Annotated in this window: 16 protein-coding genes; 7 read left to right on the top strand and 9 right to left on the bottom strand. The window is 48.8% G+C overall.

Annotated features, from left to right (window positions below; all coding sequences use genetic code 11):
- Positions 1–115: 115 nt before the first annotated feature.
- On the top strand, positions 116–1,120 hold the full coding sequence (locus tag ACE5KN_RS13635) for an ABC transporter substrate-binding protein (RefSeq protein ID WP_375524829.1): 1,005 nt from the start codon (positions 116–118) through the stop codon (positions 1,118–1,120).
- Between the two features lie 2 nt (positions 1,121–1,122).
- Positions 1,123–3,207: a Fe(3+)-hydroxamate ABC transporter permease FhuB gene (fhuB, locus tag ACE5KN_RS13630; RefSeq protein WP_375524830.1), complete on the top strand. Its 2,085-nt coding sequence runs from the start codon at positions 1,123–1,125 to the stop codon at positions 3,205–3,207.
- A gap of 25 nt (positions 3,208–3,232) precedes the next feature.
- Here the strand turns inward: fhuB and ACE5KN_RS13625 are convergent, their stop codons facing one another.
- A complete protein-coding gene (locus tag ACE5KN_RS13625) occupies positions 3,233–4,357 on the bottom strand; it encodes a VanZ family protein (RefSeq protein ID WP_375524831.1) in 1,125 nt (374 codons plus the stop codon).
- Positions 4,358–4,395: 38 nt separating this feature from the next.
- On the bottom strand, positions 4,396–5,559 hold the full coding sequence (locus tag ACE5KN_RS13620) for an MFS transporter (protein ID WP_375524832.1): 1,164 nt from the start codon (positions 5,557–5,559) through the stop codon (positions 4,396–4,398).
- Between the two features lie 308 nt (positions 5,560–5,867).
- On the opposite strand from ACE5KN_RS13620, the gene thrC reads away from it, so the two are divergent.
- Both thrC and ACE5KN_RS13610 read left to right on the top strand, forming a co-directional pair.
- Positions 5,868–7,262, top strand: a complete 1,395-nt coding sequence (thrC, locus tag ACE5KN_RS13615; protein WP_375524833.1) for a threonine synthase — start codon at positions 5,868–5,870, stop codon at positions 7,260–7,262.
- Positions 7,263–7,824: 562 nt separating this feature from the next.
- The gene (locus ACE5KN_RS13610; RefSeq protein WP_375524834.1) at positions 7,825–8,841 is read left to right on the top strand and encodes an ABC transporter substrate-binding protein; all 1,017 of its coding nucleotides are present in this window, start codon (positions 7,825–7,827) and stop codon (positions 8,839–8,841) included.
- A gap of 42 nt (positions 8,842–8,883) precedes the next feature.
- Here the strand turns inward: ACE5KN_RS13610 and ACE5KN_RS13605 are convergent, their stop codons facing one another.
- From ACE5KN_RS13605 to ACE5KN_RS13575, 7 genes are all read right to left on the bottom strand, one after another.
- Entirely contained in the window at positions 8,884–10,170 is a 1,287-nt protein-coding gene (locus ACE5KN_RS13605; protein ID WP_375524835.1) for an MFS transporter, read from the bottom strand.
- A 22-nt stretch (positions 10,171–10,192) separates the two neighbouring features.
- Complete coding sequence (dgoD, locus tag ACE5KN_RS13600; protein WP_375524836.1) at positions 10,193–11,341, bottom strand: galactonate dehydratase; 1,149 nt, start codon at positions 11,339–11,341, stop codon at positions 10,193–10,195.
- 18 nt (positions 11,342–11,359) lie between these two features.
- Positions 11,360–11,992 carry a bifunctional 4-hydroxy-2-oxoglutarate aldolase/2-dehydro-3-deoxy-phosphogluconate aldolase gene (locus ACE5KN_RS13595; protein WP_375524837.1) on the bottom strand — a complete coding sequence of 211 codons (633 nt, stop codon included), beginning with the start codon at positions 11,990–11,992 and terminating at the stop codon, positions 11,360–11,362.
- A gap of 30 nt (positions 11,993–12,022) precedes the next feature.
- Positions 12,023–12,976 carry a sugar kinase gene (locus ACE5KN_RS13590; RefSeq protein ID WP_375524838.1) on the bottom strand — a complete coding sequence of 318 codons (954 nt, stop codon included), beginning with the start codon at positions 12,974–12,976 and terminating at the stop codon, positions 12,023–12,025.
- Between the two features lie 24 nt (positions 12,977–13,000).
- Positions 13,001–13,753: an IclR family transcriptional regulator gene (locus tag ACE5KN_RS13585; protein ID WP_375524839.1), complete on the bottom strand. Its 753-nt coding sequence runs from the start codon at positions 13,751–13,753 to the stop codon at positions 13,001–13,003.
- 252 nt (positions 13,754–14,005) lie between these two features.
- Entirely contained in the window at positions 14,006–14,329 is a 324-nt protein-coding gene (locus ACE5KN_RS13580) for a DUF3817 domain-containing protein (RefSeq protein ID WP_375524840.1), read from the bottom strand.
- Between the two features lie 272 nt (positions 14,330–14,601).
- Entirely contained in the window at positions 14,602–16,026 is a 1,425-nt protein-coding gene (locus ACE5KN_RS13575; protein WP_375533089.1) for an amino acid permease, read from the bottom strand.
- Between the two features lie 126 nt (positions 16,027–16,152).
- On the opposite strand from ACE5KN_RS13575, the gene ACE5KN_RS13570 reads away from it, so the two are divergent.
- From ACE5KN_RS13570 to ACE5KN_RS13560, 3 genes are all read left to right on the top strand, one after another.
- Positions 16,153–16,812 (top strand): alpha/beta hydrolase, encoded by a 660-nt coding sequence (locus ACE5KN_RS13570; protein ID WP_375524842.1) that lies wholly within the window; start codon positions 16,153–16,155, stop codon positions 16,810–16,812.
- An 87-nt stretch (positions 16,813–16,899) separates the two neighbouring features.
- Complete coding sequence (locus ACE5KN_RS13565) at positions 16,900–17,658, top strand: exodeoxyribonuclease III (RefSeq protein WP_375524843.1); 759 nt, start codon at positions 16,900–16,902, stop codon at positions 17,656–17,658.
- 77 nt (positions 17,659–17,735) lie between these two features.
- On the top strand, positions 17,736–18,752 hold the full coding sequence (locus ACE5KN_RS13560) for a LacI family DNA-binding transcriptional regulator (protein ID WP_375524844.1): 1,017 nt from the start codon (positions 17,736–17,738) through the stop codon (positions 18,750–18,752).
- Positions 18,753–18,808 lie beyond the last annotated feature (56 nt).

The following is an 18,808-nucleotide window of genomic DNA, read 5'->3' as shown; positions in this document are numbered from 1 at the left end:
GAATTGACAGCCTTAATGAGAACGATTATCATGAAACGGATACATGATAATGATAATCTTTATCATTAATCGATACAGGAACTTTTAATACATACAGCTTAAGGGGGAAGTTTCATTGCGTATTGTAAAATCTTCTGCTTTTTTGATCATGCTATTGTTCGCTGTTATTCTATCCGCTTGCGGCGCTCAGAACACCGCTACTGAAGGGGGAGGGAGTGCTGCGGAGGCTTCGAATGGCACGCCGCAGGAAACACGCACCTTCAAGGATGCCATGGGAGATATATCGGTGACAGGTGTTCCCAAACGCGTGGTCGTGCTGGATTGGACGGCTGCGGAGGATGTACTGGCGCTTGGCATGCAGCCCGTGGGTATTACCGATATCGAAGGAATGAAAAAATGGGTTGACATACCGGTGGAAATAGGACCGGACGTCACGGATATTGGTGACCGCAGCGCTCCCAACATGGAATTAATCGCTTCCCTGAAGCCGGACTTAATCCTGGGCTTGAAATCCCTGAATGAGGCAAACTATGACGCATTAAAAGCGATTGCGCCAACACTGCTGTTCAATCCTTACCCGGAAGAGGGGCAGGGAGACCAGTACGAAAATATGGAAACGACGTTCCGGACCATCGCCGATGTGCTGGACAAGAATACGGAAGCACAGGCTGTGCTGGATGATCTGAATCAAACGTATGAAACGGCCAAAAAGCGGATCGCGGAAGTCGGCGCGGATCAGAAGCCGTTTATTCTTGCCATGGCCTTTACCAACCAGAATGCCGTGACGTTCCGTCTATCTACGGATAATTCCCTGGCCGTCAAGACATTGGAGCATCTCGGTCTCAAAAATGCGTACAAATCGAAACAGTTTGAGATTTACGGATTCACGACTGCAGACGTTGAAGCACTGCCCGCGCTGCAGGAAGCCAATTTCATTCATATTACCCAGAATGACGACAATGTCTTTGAAAATCAGCTGAAGGATAATCCGGTCTGGAATGGCCTTAATTTTGTAAAAGAAAACCGCATCTATGCATTGGGCGGAGATACCTGGCCGTACGGAGGCCCGCTCGGGGCAAAAGTCATGGCTGAGAAGGCTGCCGATCTGCTGACCAAGTAACCATGGGCATTTTCAACAGAAATCTCATACCTTCACAGCCGGAACAAGCCGCCGGAACCGGGACAGGCCTGCGTACCACCGGGATGCTGCTCTTAGGGCTTGCGGCTGTGCTCGGCATATCGTTTATCAGCCTCACTCAAGGGCTGGCTCATATCTCTCTGACGACCGTCCTTCAAGCCATTACAGCTCCGCAGGATCTGCCCGATCACCATCTCATTCGTGGTGTGCGCATGCCGCGGACCGTGATCGGGCTGCTGTCCGGCGCGGCGCTGGCCGCAGCCGGTGTGCTCATGCAGACCGTCACCCGCAATCCGCTTGCTTCGGAGTCAACCCTTGGTGTCAATGCGGGCGCTTATCTGGCGGTTGTATGTGGGATGCTCTTTTGGCCGGTAATGCAGGGACACTACTCCCTTCTCTTTGCTGTCATCGGCGGGACGGCAGCCGCGCTCGCCGTGCATGCGCTGGCAGGCGGTTCCAAGGGCACTCCGCTGCGCATCGCCCTGTCGGGGATGATTGTGACGCTTATCCTTTCCTCCGTAACAAGCGCGCTGGTGCTGCTGAATGAACAAACCACCCAGGGCATTTTTCTGTGGGGCTCGGGGTCGCTTGTTCAGAATGACTGGGACGGTGTCGTTTTTGCCTGGCCGTGGGTTGCCGCCGGACTGCTAGCAGCGATGCTCTTTTCCCGGCAGCTGGACATGCTGCTGCTCTCAGAGGACACTGCCCGTTCGCTGGGCCAGCGTGTAGGGCTGGCAAGATCCGCCGCCATGGCGGCGGCCGTTCTGTTGGCCTGTGTGACCGTCAGTGTCGTAGGGCCCATCGGTTTTATCGGCCTGGTTGCGCCCCATCTGGTCCGTTTGACCGGCATTACGAAACATGCCGGACTTGTGCCGCTTGCCGCGGTATGGGGGGCCGCTCTCCTGACAGGTGCCGATACGATCGCCCGGATATTCGTCAATTCGTACGGCGAACTGCCGGCAGGCGCCATTACGGCTATGATCGGCGGGCCCTGGCTGATCTGGCTTGCCATGCGCGTCTCACGCAGGATCGAAGGCGGGCCGACCACTTCCATGGCTGCCGGAGGCAGGCTCAGGTGGGGAGCTTTCCGCCTGTGGGTCGTCCTTTTCAGCCTCCTGCTGCTTGCCGTGTGGACGCTCAGCCTGATGAGCGGAACGCTCCAGATTCCTTTTACAGAGGTCATAGCGGTATTATCGGGCGGGGGAGAAGAGATGTACCGGCAGATTTTGCTGGAATTCCGTCTGCCTCGTCTGCTTACAGCCGGCCTGGCCGGCATCGCACTGGCGGTCAGCGGCAGCCTTCTGCAGAGCGCTGTGCGCAATCCGCTCGGTGACCCGCATATCGTGGGCGTTACGAGCGGCGCCGGAGCGGGAGCCCTCTTCCTGATGATTCTGCTGCCGCAGCTGCCCGCGAGCTGGGTGCCGGTTGGAGCCGTCATCGGCGGGATTGCCGCCGCAGCGCTGGTCTATGCCGTCTCCTGGAAAAGGGGGCTGAACCCGACCATTTTGACACTTGTCGGGATTGCCGTGGCCGCTGCGAGCGCGGCGTTGATCAATCTTATGATCATCCACGCCAAGCTGGCCGTTGCCCCCGCACTGGCGTGGATGGCCGGTAGTACCTATGGCCGTGGCTGGGCGGAGGTGCTGCAGCTTGCGCCAGCCCTCGTCCTGCTGCTGCCCTTGGCCTGGTGGCTTGGCCGCAGAGTCGATCTGCTGGCATTCGGCGACGAAAGCGCGGCCGGTGTCGGCCTGCATGTCCGCAATACCCGGCTGTATACCGGCATCATTGCCGTGTTGCTGGCCTCCATCGCAGCAGCCAGCGTCGGCTCGGTCGGTTTTATCGGACTGCTGGCTCCCCATGCCGCACGTCTGCTTACAGGCTCGAATCACCGGCAGAACATGGTGCTTGCCGCCCTCATTGGCGGCGTGCTGCTGGCCGCTGCGGATTGGGTCGGCAGAATCGTCATCATGCCCAAGGAGCTGCCGGCCGGCATCGTAACCGCTCTGCTCGGAGCGCCTTATCTGCTGTTCCTGATGTGGCGCTCATCCAGAACGACAAAGATGAAATAGAGATGGCGGTAAAAAAGCCTGCAAACTACATCGGTGTAGTCTGCAGGCTTTTATTGTTGCGATGTTTGTCCGGCCAGGTGATGGCATGGGAGGTTCTGCTCAGCTTCTCGTAGAACAGAAGCGGGTCTTTTTTCAGGATACGGGTCATGATATGAACGACAAATGCCATCATCACAACGAATACTACAAACGCGGCCATGACAAAAGTCAGATCGGAGACCCGCAGGGATAGAATAGGAAGCCAAATGCAGATTCCGCCCAATATCCAATAGAGCATACCGTAGCGGACGATTAGCGCCGGCAGGGAGACCCTGCCGCTTGCGCCAACCACCTTGATGCGGACCGTCCATTTGCCCACCGTACGCCCGCCTGTCAGAAAGGGAAGCAGCATAAAATACAGCCCGCTGGATATCCAATAAGCCGCTGCTGTATGGTAGTTCATCAACAGAGCGTAAATGATCAGCCATACCCCAAGATCGATGAGCCAGGCGACGCCCCGTCTTGTGTAGGATACGCGTTTGGCGGACAGATCGACCTTCTCATCCAGACGGTCCATTCGGGGAAGGTGGGCTGCAGACCAGCCTGCGAGCAGAAAACCGTTGATGCCGCCAAGCGTATTGGCAATCAAATCATCCACATCAGCCACTCTGTAGGGATTGTCATAATACCCGAAATTAGCGGACAGCTGAATCCCCTCAAACGTGAGCGAGAGCAGCAGAGACAGGAGGATGCACAGCAACCACCCTGTACGGAAATAATAGCGCAGAAACATGCCAAATGGCACCGTCAGCGCGATGTTCAGCACAACCTGCAAAAAGGCGCGTTCCTGCAGCAGATGCCAATAGGTTGACGGTTCATCCGCGACCACCTTGGTTTCCCGGATAATATCCTGAATAAAATGAAGCGGAACCAGCTGCAAATTGCCGCCCGCGAGCGGCGCATTATGCCGTGTTTCGGGAAACGGCAGCAGAATTAGATAAAATATATTCATTAGATACAGCAAAAAAAGATACAGCATAAATGCTCTGGCCTTGTGGATATAGCCGTGTCTGCGGTACTGCACAATAAGAAACGGCAGCGTGAACAGCAGTGCGGCGATCGGAAAGGTCAAGAATGCATATGAGATCGGAAATAAGTAGAATTTCAGCATATTTTATATCACCTGTAGTTTGAGCCTTTGTTTGAAAATCAGGAAGCCTTTGCGCCGCTTCTATGCTTGCTTCCATACACCCGGCTTAGAACGAAGCCAATGACTGCGCCCGCAAGAGACATGGCGGATACGGACAAGTACAGCACTCTGCCGCCAAAGGCTTCGTACAGCGCCCCGCCTGCGTAGGAGGCAACGATGCCCGAGATGCCGAAGAACAGAAGCGCCAGCACGGTTTGGCCGGTTGCCCGCCATTCCTCCGGCACGATGCTGTAAATGTACTGAATGGCGGCGGAATAGAACACCGGGAACGTTGCGATCTGCAGAATCTGTAGAATGGCGAGCCACTGCGGGTCGGCAATCCAGGCGGTCAAAAAGAAGCGTACAAAATAGAAAGCGCCGGCAATGGTAACAATGATCAGCTCTTTGCCTTTGCGCAGCCACCAGAAGCTGAGCGCGAATACGGCGATCTCGCTGCCTGCGGCCAGAAACCAGGCCTGCCCGACCAGCTCGGCGCTTCCGCCCAGCTCGCGGATATATACGCCCAGGAAGGTATCATTCAGACGCGCAGGAACGGAACTGATGAACACGAGCAGGAGAAACAGCAGCGTTTTTTTGTTTTTCAGAAAACCCTTGAGGCTGTCCAGTGTTACCGGTTTGCCTGTCACAGGTGCATCCGGCACGCGTAAGCAAATCAGAAAGCTGACCACACCCAAACCGGCAAAAACATAGGCCATGCTGCCCGCTCCAAGCAGGGACAGGATGTAACCGGCGGCGAGGGACATAACGGCATAACCCAGTGCACCGTAGGTGCGGAAAGAGCCATAGCTGGCGCCGGTGGACTCGGCAACACGAAAATTCAAGCTTTCAATCAACGGATCCATAGGCATCAGAAAAAAGTAAACGAGCATGGCAAACAGGATCAGCAGCCCGTAGCTTGCGGTATCATACAGCAGATAACCGGTAACAGATGTGCATGTAATCAGCAGCAGCATGATTTTGCGAATTGTTTTCGTGCGGTCGCTGATCATTCCCCATAATGGCTGCGAGATAAGAGTAACGATACCCCCGGTGCATACTATAATGCCTACTTGTGACGTGCTTACCCCTTGTTCATCCAGATACACCGGAAGAAACGGAAGGAACATCGCCATCAGGGCGAAGTATAAAAAGTTGAATGTTCTTAATGCGGCAGATGGACTCATAGTGCTATGTATATCTCTCCTATCTGGATTAATATGGATATATTGCAGCATCCAGCCTTGCCATTGTATCATTTTAATAGGTTCTATGCCCCCCTGAAGCTGCAATTTGTTCAGTTCCTGGAGGTATATTTTGCGAAAACAAAAATAATGCTTGGTTACAGCCACATGTCAGGTTAATATAGACAATAATTAAAAAAAAGTACGCCAATGTACATTTAAGAAAAGTGTCCGCGCCTGGTGGAATTTTTTCGAAAATCGATTTTTCTTAACAGATTAAAATATTTACGTTTAATGGGGGAAAGTGGACAATGCAGTATATCAGCACAAGAGGACAAGTGGAACCCAAAGGATTCATAGACACGGTGCTTATGGGCCTGGCCGACGACGGGGGACTGATGGTGCCTGTTGAAGTTCCGGTTGTTGCGAAGGAGACGCTGCAGAACTGGAAGCAGCTCAGCTATGAGGAGCTGTTCCTGGAAATCTTCTCATTGTATATCAATGATGAGATTCCGCAGGAGGACCTGCGGGAGCTGGTTCGCCGCAGCTATTCCAGCTTCCGGACGCCGGAAGTGACGCCTGTGCATCAGCTGAATGATTCCTTGTACATTCTGGAGCTGTTCCACGGGCCTACTTTTGCATTTAAGGACGTTGCCCTGCAATTTATGGGCGAATTCTATTCTTATGTATCGAAGAAACAGAACGAGATCATCCATATCCTTGGAGCGACCTCCGGTGATACAGGTGCGGCGGCCATTCAGGGTGTGCGCGGCAAGGAAGGCATCAAGATCTGCATTCTGCATCCGCATCAAAAGGTGAGCAAGGTGCAGGAGCTGCAGATGACGACGGTGGATGATGAGAATGTGCTGAATCTGTCCGTCAAAGGCAATTTTGACGATTGCCAGAAGGTCATCAAGGAGCTGTTTGCGGATCTGGATTTCAAGAGCAAATACCATTTGCGCGCCATTAACTCCATTAACTTTGTACGGATTCTGGCCCAAACCGTATATTATTTTTATGCATACCTGCAAATCAACAAGGGAGAGCAGCTTCCGAAAATCAATTTCTGTGTGCCTTCCGGCAACTTCGGCAATATTTTCTCAGGATATTTGGCCAAACGAATGGGGCTGCCAGTCAATAAGCTGATCATTGCCACCAACGAAAACAACATTCTGGAACGTTTTGTGAAGACAGGAGAGTATAAGCCGGGTGACTTCAAAATGACCCACAGCCCGTCGATGGACATCCAGGTGGCCAGCAACTTCGAGAGATACCTGTACTATTTCCTGGGCGAGGATTCTGAGAAGGTATCCGCATATATGAAGGAGCTGCAGCAAAACGGCAAGATTACGGTCAGCCCTGAGGACCTGGCCAAGGTGCAGCAGGATTTCGCGGCCCATGGAGCCAGCAATGAGCAGTGTCTGGAAGTCATCGCAGCTTACAAGAAAGATTATGACTACCTCCTCGATCCGCATACAGCCTGCGGCATTGCGGCATATGAGGCGGAGGCCGGTGAAGGGGAAGTCACAGTAACCTTTGCAACGGCGCATCCGGCGAAATTTGATGAAGCGGTGCGGCTCGTAGATATCAAGCAGCAATTCCCGCCGCAGATCGAGCAGCTGTTCACGCTGCCGCAGCATCAGAAGGTTGTTGAGCATGATAAAGCTGAAATCGTGCGGGAACTGGAGGCTTTCTACAAGCTGTAAGCAGAGACTTCCATACATCCAAGCAGACCAAGGGATGAGCAGCCCTTGTGTCTGCTTTTTTTATAGAGCCCAATTGTCTTCTGAGTGCAAAAAAAGGAGTGGTAACTTCGCCGGTTGGGTATATAATATGTAGTAAGCGGTACCAAAAGCTCAATCGTGAGGAGGAATTCCCATGAGACATGAAGGAGATTTTCGGGTAGGCCTGTTGTGGGCAACACTGCTCAGCATTCCGTTGTATCTCTCGATATGGGGGTGGATCCAGTTGGTAAGCGATTTGTTCTAAAGCAAATTGTAAGCGCATTCACAAGCGAATATACGTATAAGTCAATTCTAACAGGAGGTATTACTCTTGCGGTCAATGCAGCACAATACGGATATGGATCATCTCTAAACGGGCGGGTCCCACTTCAGTGGACTTGGCCCGTTTTTGTGTTTCCGGAATTCCTCTCAGGTAATCATAAAAAAGGCTGGACGGCAGGGAAAGGTCTTGCTATTATCATTTATATGATAATGATTTTCATTATCATATATTTATTGCTTACGGTAGGGGGACAAAGGAAAAATGAGCAGGAAAAAAGCAATGCCTGCAATCTGCATCTTGATGTTTATATTTTTAATCATTTTGTCCGGATGCGGGGCGGCGGGCGGCTCTGAAAACAAGGCGGCAGGAAATACGGGAGAGAGCACGGGCAGCACCGAAACGGCTGCAAATGAAACGCGAGTATTTGAGACGGACAAAGGTCCGATCGAAATTCCTGTCAAACCGCAGCGGATCATAACCGATTATTATACAGGTGCGCTGTTGTCCGTCGAGGCGCCTGTAGCGGGCTCGGGAAGCGATGCTTTCAAGAATCCTTTTATAAAAGACAAAATGAAGGACATCAAGGATGTTGGAACGCCGATTAACGCGGAATCCGTTTTGGAGCTGCAGCCTGATCTGATCGTGGTCATGTATGATGATCAATATGAGCAGCTGTCCAAAATCGCGCCGACTGTACATATTCCCTTTGACGCGGAAAGAGACATTTATAAAACGGTCGAGCTGTTTGCCGATTTAACGGGCCATCCGGAGAAGGGTGAGCAGTTTATCAGCAAATATGAGGAAAAAGCGGCTGCCGGACGGGAAAAAATCAAAGGTATTATCGACGAAAACGCCACCTTCGGCATTTACGAGCTGACCCCGAAGAATGAATTGTATGCATTTGGGGACAATGCCGGTCGTGGCGGACAGGCCCTCTATAGTGCCTTGGGGCTTAAAGCGCCAGCGGTCATACAGAAGGAACTGCTGCAGGGAGGCGAAGGAACCAAGCTGCTTTCCCTGGAGGCGCTGCCCCAATATGCGGCGGATTACATGTTTTTAACCAACTACGATCCGGACGGGACAAGCGAAAGCCTTGAAAAGCTGAAGAAATCCGGTGTCTGGAGGAATCTTGCTGCCGTGAAGAACAACCGGTTTTTCTCGAATGATTTTGATACGTTTTACCCTTACGACCCGATCGCGATCAGCGAGCAGATCGACCTGTTTGCCGACATGCTTATTCAACGGGAAGAAGAGAACAAGGGACGGGCAGATAAGTGAGACCAAGAGCCAGGGACCACTTCCCCGGCTCTCTTTACTTACTCATTTAACGTCAGGCACTCTCTCTAATTTCCCAACCAAGAAGATATAAGATAGTGCTCCGGCTAAAGTTACACAAGCAATAAATGTAAGTGCAGGTGCAAAATCACCGCCTTTTGCTAATACACCAATCACGATAGGAATAATAATAGACGCTGTACCACCTATGAAGTTAAACACACCACCAGCGATACCAATAAGTCTTTTTGGTGCCAGCAGGGAAACAAATACCCATGTGATGGACGCGAAACCGTTTCCAAAAAACGCAATGGACATAAATAGAACGACCAAATTAGTACTTTCAACATAGTTAGCCCCGATGATTGATGTGGCTAATAATAAACCAGTAATAACAGGGACTTTCCGTGCAATGTCTGCTGAAACGCCTTTTTTGGCAAGATAATCCGAAAGGAAGCCGGCTGAGATAACCCCTACAAATGCTGCTAAGAACGGTAAAGAAGCCAGAAAACCGGTTTTAATAAATCCTAACCCTCTGTATTCAACAAGATAAGTGGGAAACCATGTTAAGAAGAACCATAACGTAGAAGCTACTGAAAATTGTCCAATGTATATTCCCCATAACTTTCTGCTTTTTAATACGACTGCAAAATCTTTTAATCCTGTTTTAGGTTTTGCAACTTTTTCAGCAGCAGCTGAATCAAAAATGGCTCCACCCTCACGAATATAGTCTAATTCTTCTTTATTTGCACGTTTACTGTGTTGAGGATCTCTGTATAAAATGTACCAGAGCATAGCCCATGCAATTCCAATAATGCCTGTTAGAATAAATAGTCCTCTCCATCCCAACCATTGCTGGAGCGCTATTAATGTAGGTGTTAAAAATGCCAATCCAACGAACTGTCCTGATGTATAAAGGGATACTGCCCTGGCTCTTTCATTTTCCGGGAACCAAGCAGCTGCAACTTTACTGTTCGTTGGAAATGCTGGTGCCTCGAAAGCTCCCAGACCAACCCGCAGTAAGAATAACCCTGTAAAACCACTAACAAACCCTTGTAGTAGTGTTGCAAGAGAGAAACCAGTAATTCCAAGAGCATGCGTCTTTCTATTTCCTAACTTATCTAAAAGCCATCCGCCAGGAATTTGCAGAGCACAATAGGTCCAACCAAAAGCCGAGAAGATTAAACCCATTTTTACTGGATCTAAACCTAAGTCTTTAGTAAGAAGAGGGGCTGCTATTGAAATATTACTTCGATCCATGTAATTGATGATTACTGTAATAAACAAAACTATGACTACCCCATAACGAACTTTTGTTGCTTTCTGGTTCATATTACTTCTCCTCTTATGTTTTTTACCACTCTGCTATACTTCCATCTGCATGGCGCCATACCGGGTTTTGCCATTGATGTCCAACCTTTGCCATTTTTCGTACATGCTCTTCGTTAATTTCAATGCCCAGTCCTGGTCCTTGTGGGATTTTGACATAACCATTGTTATAATCAAACACACTTGCATCTGTTACATAATCCAATAAATCGCTGCCTTGGTTATAATGAATCCCTAAGCTTTGTTCTTGGATAAATGCATTATGTGCAGTTGCATCTACCTGTAAGCAGGCAGCCAATGCAATCGGCCCCAGCGGACAATGTGGAGCTGCTGCCACATCAAATGCTTCTGCCATGCTAATAATTTTCTTACACTCTGTAATACCGCCCGCATGCGAAAGATCAGGTTGAATAATATCAACATATCCTCCAACTAATAATGGTTTGAAGTCCCATCTTGAGAACATGCGCTCACCAGTTGCAATTGGAATGGAAGTTAATTGGGCGATCTCTTTTAAAGCTTCGTTATTTTGTGGTAATACCGGTTCTTCGATAAACATAGGATTGAATTCTTCAAGTGCTTTCGCTAAAATTTTAGCCATTGGTTTATGCACGCGTCCGTGGAAATCCAATCCAATTCCGACATGTTTACCAACTGCCTCTCGAACAGCCGCTACATTTTCTAATATTTTTTCTACTTTTTCAAAAGAATCTACGTAGTGCAGTTCTTCTGAGCCGTTCATTTTGACTGCTTTAAATCCTCGATCAACGGTTGCTTTAGCTGCCGCAGCCACATCGCTGGGGCGATCACCGCCTATCCAGGAGTACACCTGAATCGAATCACGGCAAGCGCCGCCTAAGAGCTGATACACAGGTGCGTTAAAATATTTACCTTTGATATCCCAAAGTGCCTGGTCAATACCTGCAATGGCACTCATTAGGATAGGGCCTCCTCTATAGAAGCCTCCTCTGTACATTAAATTCCAGTTATCTTCAATTCTTAATGGATCTTTCCCGATTAAATACGTCATTAATTCGTCAACCGCAGTTTTTACGGTTGCTGCTTTTCCTTCTATTACAGGTTCTCCCCAGCCAACAATCCCTTCATCTGTCTCAATCTTGAGAAATAGCCAACGAGGAGGTACTGTAAATAATTCATAACTAGTAATCTTCATTACGGAATCGCTCCTTTTTTAATGATTAGTTTTGACAGCTGAACTCAATCGCTTTGCTTTTTCCGTTAATTGAACCAAATACTCTTCTGTGATCTCTTCTTTTGTATTTACAAGAGAACTCCCTATTCCAAATCCAACTGCTCCTGCAGCCATATAGTCCTTGATATTATCCAGCCCTACACCGCCTGTTGGCAGTAACGGAATTTGTGGAAGTGGCCCCCGTATATCCTTTATATAGCCGGGTCCCAGTGTTGCAGGAAATACTTTAATAATGTCTCCGCCATTTTCATAAGCCTCCAAGATTTCTGTAGGAGTGAAAGCACCCGGGATGCTTACTGCTCCATATCTTTTTGTCATTTTAATGGTTTCGACTTTAACGGTAGGGGATAAAATGAACTCAGCTCCGGCGAGTATAGCGCTGCGGGCAGTTTCGGGATCCAGGACAGTGCCTGCTCCTATTTTCACTTTTCCGCCAAACTCGTCTGCTGCTTTTTCAATAACAGATAGAACTTTCGGAGAATTCATAGTAATTTCTACGATTTTTATTCCGCCCTCATAAAGAGCTTTTATAATTTTTGGAACATCTTCAGGGTTGGCATTACGTATAATTGCGATCACTTTATGTTCTAAAATTTCAGATAATGTACTCATATTTTTGCCCTCCTATAATAATGGGGAAAGTTATCGGGAAACTTCATCGGATGGAGACGATCGAATAAACGATTCTAACGCATCTCGATCAGGCAAGCCTTCTACATCACCATTCACAGTTGTGACCATGGCTCCGACTGTACATGCTCTTGCAACTGCTTGCTTCATTTCTAAATCGTCAAGTAGCCCTGATAGAAGCCCTGCTGCAAATCCATCACCAGCCCCAACGGGATCCACAACATGTTCGATTCTTACTGCTTCAATGTGACCGCTTTCATTATTGGCCGAATAATATGCGCCTTGTTCTCCAAGTTTAACGACAACCACTTTTGCGCCAAGCTGATGAAATAATTGGGCAATCTCTTTATGATGATTTACGTTAAATAAAAATTCACCTTCGCTAATGCCCGGCAGGATAATATCGGATTTTTCAGCAATTCTGAGTAATGTCTTTCTGGCTAATTCATCATCCCACAGTTTACGGCGAACGTTTGGATCAAATACAATTTGTACACCATTCTTCTTTGCAACATCCATTGCATAGAATGTCATATCCCTGCAGGATTCACTTAAAGCCGGTGTGATCCCAGTGATGTATAAATATTTTGATTGTGCAATGTAATCTTCATCAATATCTTGAGGAGCCAATAAACTTGCTGCCGAATCTTTCCGATAATAATGAATACGTACATTCTTTTCACTAACGATTTCTTTAAAAAAGATTCCGGTTGAGGCACCCGTAGTTTGTTTCACCCGGGAAACGTCTACTCCTTCACCACGGACAAATGAAAGAATGGACGAGCCAAATTCATCCTTTCCAACTCGACTAATCCAGCCTGCTTGATGCCCGAGTTTGGCCAGACCGATTAAGGTGTTTGTTTCTGCCCCTGCAATTCTGGAAGAAAATTGTTTGGCATATCTCATTTGGCCAGTTGTTTCGGGAGTAAACAAAACCATCGTTTCTCCAACACTTACAACATCCATATTGTTCCTCCCTTTTCTCTCTAACTAGTTGGATGTGTGTCCAATGCTTTCTGAGATTTGTTTTGACGTGCGAAGTAATTTGTCAATAATAAAATCCTTACGTGTAAGCATTCTTTCTTTCGGACCAGCTACGCTGATGGCCGCTTGAATCGTTCCATCCGCTCCAAATACGGGTGCTGCAAGACAAAATAACCCTTCTTCGTTCTCCTCATCGTCAATGGAATATCCTGCATCAATATATCTTTCCAGTTCCTTCTCTAACGTCTTTCGATCCGTAATGGTTTTGTCGGTAATCGAAATGAGAGGTGTTTTATCCAATATCTCGCTTCGTTTCTCTCCTGGTAAGAAAGCTAAAAATGCTTTTCCTAATCCTGTACAATATAACGGTTTTCGATAACCTGGCTGAGCCGTTGTACGAATGGAACGATTGTTATCGATTTTTGCAACGTATACCAACTCATCATCAGATAGTAAAGCCATAAAAACGGTTTCTTGTACTTCTTCCATTAATTTTTTAAGGAAAGGCTGTCCTTGAGAGGAAATATCCAACGATTCCATGGCAACCGTTCCAATCTGAATTAACTTAGGTCCTAATTTATATTTCTTGAGAGCATCTTGACTTAAATATCCTTCTTCAAACAATGTCTTAACCAGAGTAGATGTACTGCTTTGAGGAAATGAAAGCAGTTCACTCACTTCTTTTATCGTCAATCCTTCTTTATGAAGAGCTAACAACTCAAATACCCTTAATACACGCTCTGCAGATTTAACTGACATTTGGCTCCTTTCCATCAAAATCACATATGTGATTTTGATTCATATATATGATTTGTAGGTCTGACTTTATTATATTCATTATTTCATTTCAATCAATACCTTATTGGGAAAAGGACATCGGAAAGCCGGATGAGGGAAAACCTTGTGTACGTTTTGATGAAGGGGAGCTGGAAAAGTAAAAGGAGGGCATGCGCCCTCCCAAATGGAATTTCAGTTCTACATTCGATGATGTGTTTTGGATTGAATATGTTTTTATGCTTTCGGATTGACAGGATCGGCAGGGATACTGCCCTTGTTCAGCACCTTACGGTCGAACACGAAAGGACCGAAAGGCAGCAGTGAGGCAATGAAGCCGAAAACGGCCTGCTTGAATGTCAATTTACGCATCAGAAGCGCCGCGAGAATGGCTACCACGTACAGGATGAATAAAACACCGTGAACCATGCCGACCACACTGACCATAGAAGGTTGATCCGCCAAATATTTGAGGGGCATTGCGATAAAAACGAGCAGCAGATACGATACCGCTTCAAAATTGCCGACGATGCGCAGCAGTTGTAAGACGCGTCCTGACAAGTGAATACCTCCTAGTAATAGTGTGTGTTCAAAAAGTCAGGTTTTCAGCACCGAGAAGGTTGAATGAAGATAGGGACTGAGGAGCGGAGCGTACTTAAGGTACGTGAGCACCGGAAGGCCCGGCTGAATTCAAGATTCGATGTCGAGTCCGCTTCCTGATTTCCTTCGTGATCAAAAGATGACTTTTTGAACTACCTCTAATAGTTTTCTTTTTAATATAGCTGATATAGAGCATGTGCAGTCATTCGGGAAGTTACAAAAAATTGAATATTTCAATTTTGATTCGCTCTGAATTTGATCAGTGACCAAACTGTCAGCAGCGCAAGTACAGCAAGGCATACCCCGATGCTGATGCGGTTCTGGGCATCAAACAGAAAAACGGCCGCAATAATGCACAGACACAGGACCGTTAATCCGGTGATGTATGGAAAACCCCATACGGTGAAAAACGGCTTCCTCGGATAACGCCTGCGCAGCTTCAACTGCGCAAGACAGATCGTGATCCAGACGATCAGCACGACAAAGCCGGGCACTGCCATCAGCAGCCGAAACAAGCTGTCCTGAGCGGCATAAGCCAGCATGGAACCTCCGAGAAGCACAAGGGCGCACAGCAGCAGGCTGTTCCGTGGAACGCCGCGGCCTGTGGTACGAACGAGCAGATACGGCGCTTCACCGTTCACAGCCATCGAGTGCAGCATGCGGGTAGCGCCGTAAATGCCCGAATTGGCGGCTGACAGAACGGCGGTGATCAGGATGAAGTTCATGACATGCGCCGAACCGGCCAGGCCGGCCGCTGACAGCACCTGAACGAATGGGCTGGATTGATCGTTCAGCTGATTCCATGGAATCAAGCCGCATATGATGAGAATCGGCAGAGTGTAGAAGAGCACGACCCGCAAAATGAAGTTTTTCACGACACGCGGCATGACCTGGGCGGCGTTCTCCGTTTCTGTCAGGGTAAGGCCGATCAGCTCGGACCCGCCGTACGAGAAGGTGACGACGAGCAGCGCCGGGAAGATGGCCATCCATCCGTTCGGAAAGAAGCCGCCGTGCTGAACATAGTTGGACAGATAAGGCGTATGTGCTGAAGGCAGGACGCCAAACAAAAGACATGCCCCCAGAATAATAAACACCACGATCATCGTAATTTTGATGCCTGCCAGCCAAAACTCCAGCTCACCGAAACGTCCGACACTCATCATATTCACCGCAATAATAAAGGCTCCGCAGATCAGACTCAGCAGCCACAAGGGAACATCCGGCAGCCAGAACTGCAGGAAGCTGCCGGCAGCGAGCACTTCAATGACACAGACTGTAAGCCACATAAAGCAGTACATCCATCCGATAATAAAGGAAATGCGTTCCCCTAAGGCTGTGCGGATAAAATCCTTCATATTGTGGTTGGGATACACGGTAGCCATTTCCGCAATGACTCCCATAACGACGAGCAGCAGCAGTCCTGCTAATATATAGGAAAAAATAACGCCCGGACCGGCCAGGCTGATCGTTTCCGCACTCCCCTTAAAAATCCCCGTCCCGATGACCCCGCCCATCGCCATAAAGGTAATATGTCTGGGACGCAATTTTTTCTGCAAGGACGGTTGTTCCGCTTCTTTCACTGTAATGATATCCTCCTTCGTAGAGCGTCTGGATATATATTCTTCCCATCCATGCTTCCGTATTTTCGGCAGTCTCATACTACCGGAGAATGAAGAGGGAAGCAAGCTTTGCTGAAGCTTGGGCAGGATGAGTCCATTTGGTTATACCCAGGGCCATGCTTTAAAATCATATGTACAAATAGACAAAACAGGAGCTGAGCCGCGATGACCGTTTGTTTGCTGATTCATGGCTTTACCGGAGGGGAGCATGAGATTGCACCCTTGGCTGATTATTTGCGGCAGCATGGCTGTACGGCACGTACTTTTACATTGAAAGGTCTCACGGGAACGCGTGAGGAAATGCTCGCAGCCGGAAGAAGGGACTGGATCAGCCGTGCGGAGGAGGAGCTGGCGGGCCTGCTGGCCCGGCACTCGACGGTCCATGTAATCGGCTTTTCGACAGGTGCGCTGATTGCCGTTCATTTGGCGGCCAAATACGGTGATAGAATCGGCAGGCTGATCCTGCTGTCCACTCCCGTATTTCCCCTGAACCCGCGTGAAATTATGAAGACCCTGCTTCGCGCCGAAATGCTGAAAGCCTATGTAAGAAATGCAATAAAGACACCGCCCTGGGCCACGCGTGAATATTATCGTCTGGTGCGCGAAACGTTTGCACTTTATGGGCAGGTCAGGCAGCCGGCGCTTATTGTGCAGGGCACAAACGATCATCTGGTCAGAGACCGCAGCGCTTCTTACCTGGTTGAGCATCTTGGGTCAATGGATAAAAAGCTGCTGATGATCCCCAATAGCGGCCATCTGGTATGCCATTGCAGCAAAAAGGATTTACTCTTCCGCGCAGCCTTAGGTTGGATATCCAACCCGTGAAGATTGCATGAAACCGGGCAGCAGACAGGCCAAATCAAGCACGGTATGGTAAACTGGGTCACAGGAAACAGGTGAGGAGAGTCTGACATGAAGCTGGTATCTTGGAATGTAAACGGATTGAGAGCATGTGTGAACAAAGGCTTTACGGATTATTTTCATGCATCGGAAGCAGATATTTTTTGCGTGCAGGAAACGAAGCTGCAGGAAGGACAAATCAGTCTGGAGCTGGGCAGTGGAGTCTATTCATATTGGAACTATGCCGAGAAGAAAGGGTATTCCGGAACGGCCGTATTCACGAAAATCAAACCTTTGGCGGTAACGTACGGGCTGGGGGAGACGGATGATGATACCGAAGGACGTGTGATCACGTTGGAGTTTGACGATTTTTTTCTGGTCAATGTGTACACGCCCAATGCGCGGCGCGATTTGTCCAGATTGGAGCATCGGCTGCAATGGGAGGAGCAGTTCAGGGCATATCTGGTTGGACTGGATCAGGACAAGCCTGTCATCGTTTGCGGTGATATGAATGTCGCCCACCAGGAGATTGATCTGAAAAATGCGAAGTCCAATATGGGCAATTCAGGTTTTACTATAGAGGAGCGGGACAAGTTCACAACACTGCTGAAATCCGGCTTTACGGACACGTTCCGTTATTTTTATCCTGACCGTAAAGAGGTGTACAGCTGGTGGTCCTACATGCCCAAGGTGAGGGAACGGAATATCGGGTGGCGGATCGATTATTTTCTGGTCTCCTCGCGGCTTGAGCCGCAGTTAAAGGATGCCGGGATCGATTGCCATATCATGGGCAGCGACCATTGCCCCGTACTGCTGGAACTTAATGCTTGATATCGTTTTCAATATCGGTTATACTCGCTTCATCATCATCCGAAACGTTTTGGATATAACGATAAGGAGTATAGGGTATGACGACAATTAAAGACATTGCCCGCGTTGCCGGCGTATCCGTAACTACTGTGTCAAGGGCTTTGAATGGTTATGGGGATGTGAATGAAAATACCCGTCAAAAGATCATTCAGGTGTCCAAGGATTTGAACTACAGCCCGAATACGCTGGCAAGAGGGCTCGTTATGAACAAGTCCAGGACGATCGGCTTGCTCGTATCCGGCATGAATCGGCAAAATGCGAAGGATCAATTTACGTTTGAAGTGCTGTCCGGGATCAACGAATATGCCTCGGAGCAGGACTATGATCTGATCCTCTTCAGTACGAACTCCACCAAACAAAGGGAGAAAACGTATTCCCAGCTTTGCAAGGAGCGAAGAGTGGACGGGGTTATTCTGTCGGGTATTAAAACGGATGACCCTTATCTGCAGGAAGTGGTGGAAAGCGATATTCCCTGTATTCTGATTGACATCCCCATGAAGTCGGACACCGTCGGGTATGTAACAACAGATAACGTATTGGGGGCGAGTACGGCGGTAAATCATTTGATCGGGCTTGGACACCGCAATATCGCCATGGTCAATGGCCATGATCAGGCTTTTGTCAGCCCGCAGCGTCTGCAGGGATATAAGGAAGCGCTGGAGACCCGCCATCTGCCATTCAGGCCGGAATGGGTTGTGAATGGCGCATATGATGAGGAGACAGCGAGGCAGGAGGCGGAGAAGCTGCTGGCCCGTTATCCTGAAATTACAGCCGTCTTTTGCGCAAGTGATCTGATGGCACTCGGGGTACTGAAGGCGGCGGTCAGCCTGGGCAGGCGTGTTCCCGAGCAGCTGTCGGTCGTAGGTTATGATGACATTCTGCTGGCATCGTATTCCAACCCGCCGCTGACCACAATATCGCAAAATAAATTTCAGCTTGGTTATGAGGCAGCGACCATGCTGATCCATATGCTGGAGGGCAGCCGCGAGCCGCATGAGATGTATTTGGATACCCAACTTGTCATACGCCGTTCCACATCTGAAAACCACAATTAGTGGTTTTTCAATTGCGCAAAATCCGAAACGTTTCGGATACATCAGGAGGGTGAATT

This window comes from Paenibacillus terreus (genome assembly GCF_042138595.1).
Taxonomy (GTDB): domain Bacteria; phylum Bacillota; class Bacilli; order Paenibacillales; family Paenibacillaceae; genus Paenibacillus; species Paenibacillus terreus.
Note: the sequence above shows the minus strand (reverse complement) of the source record. Positions and strands in the feature narration are given on the sequence as shown.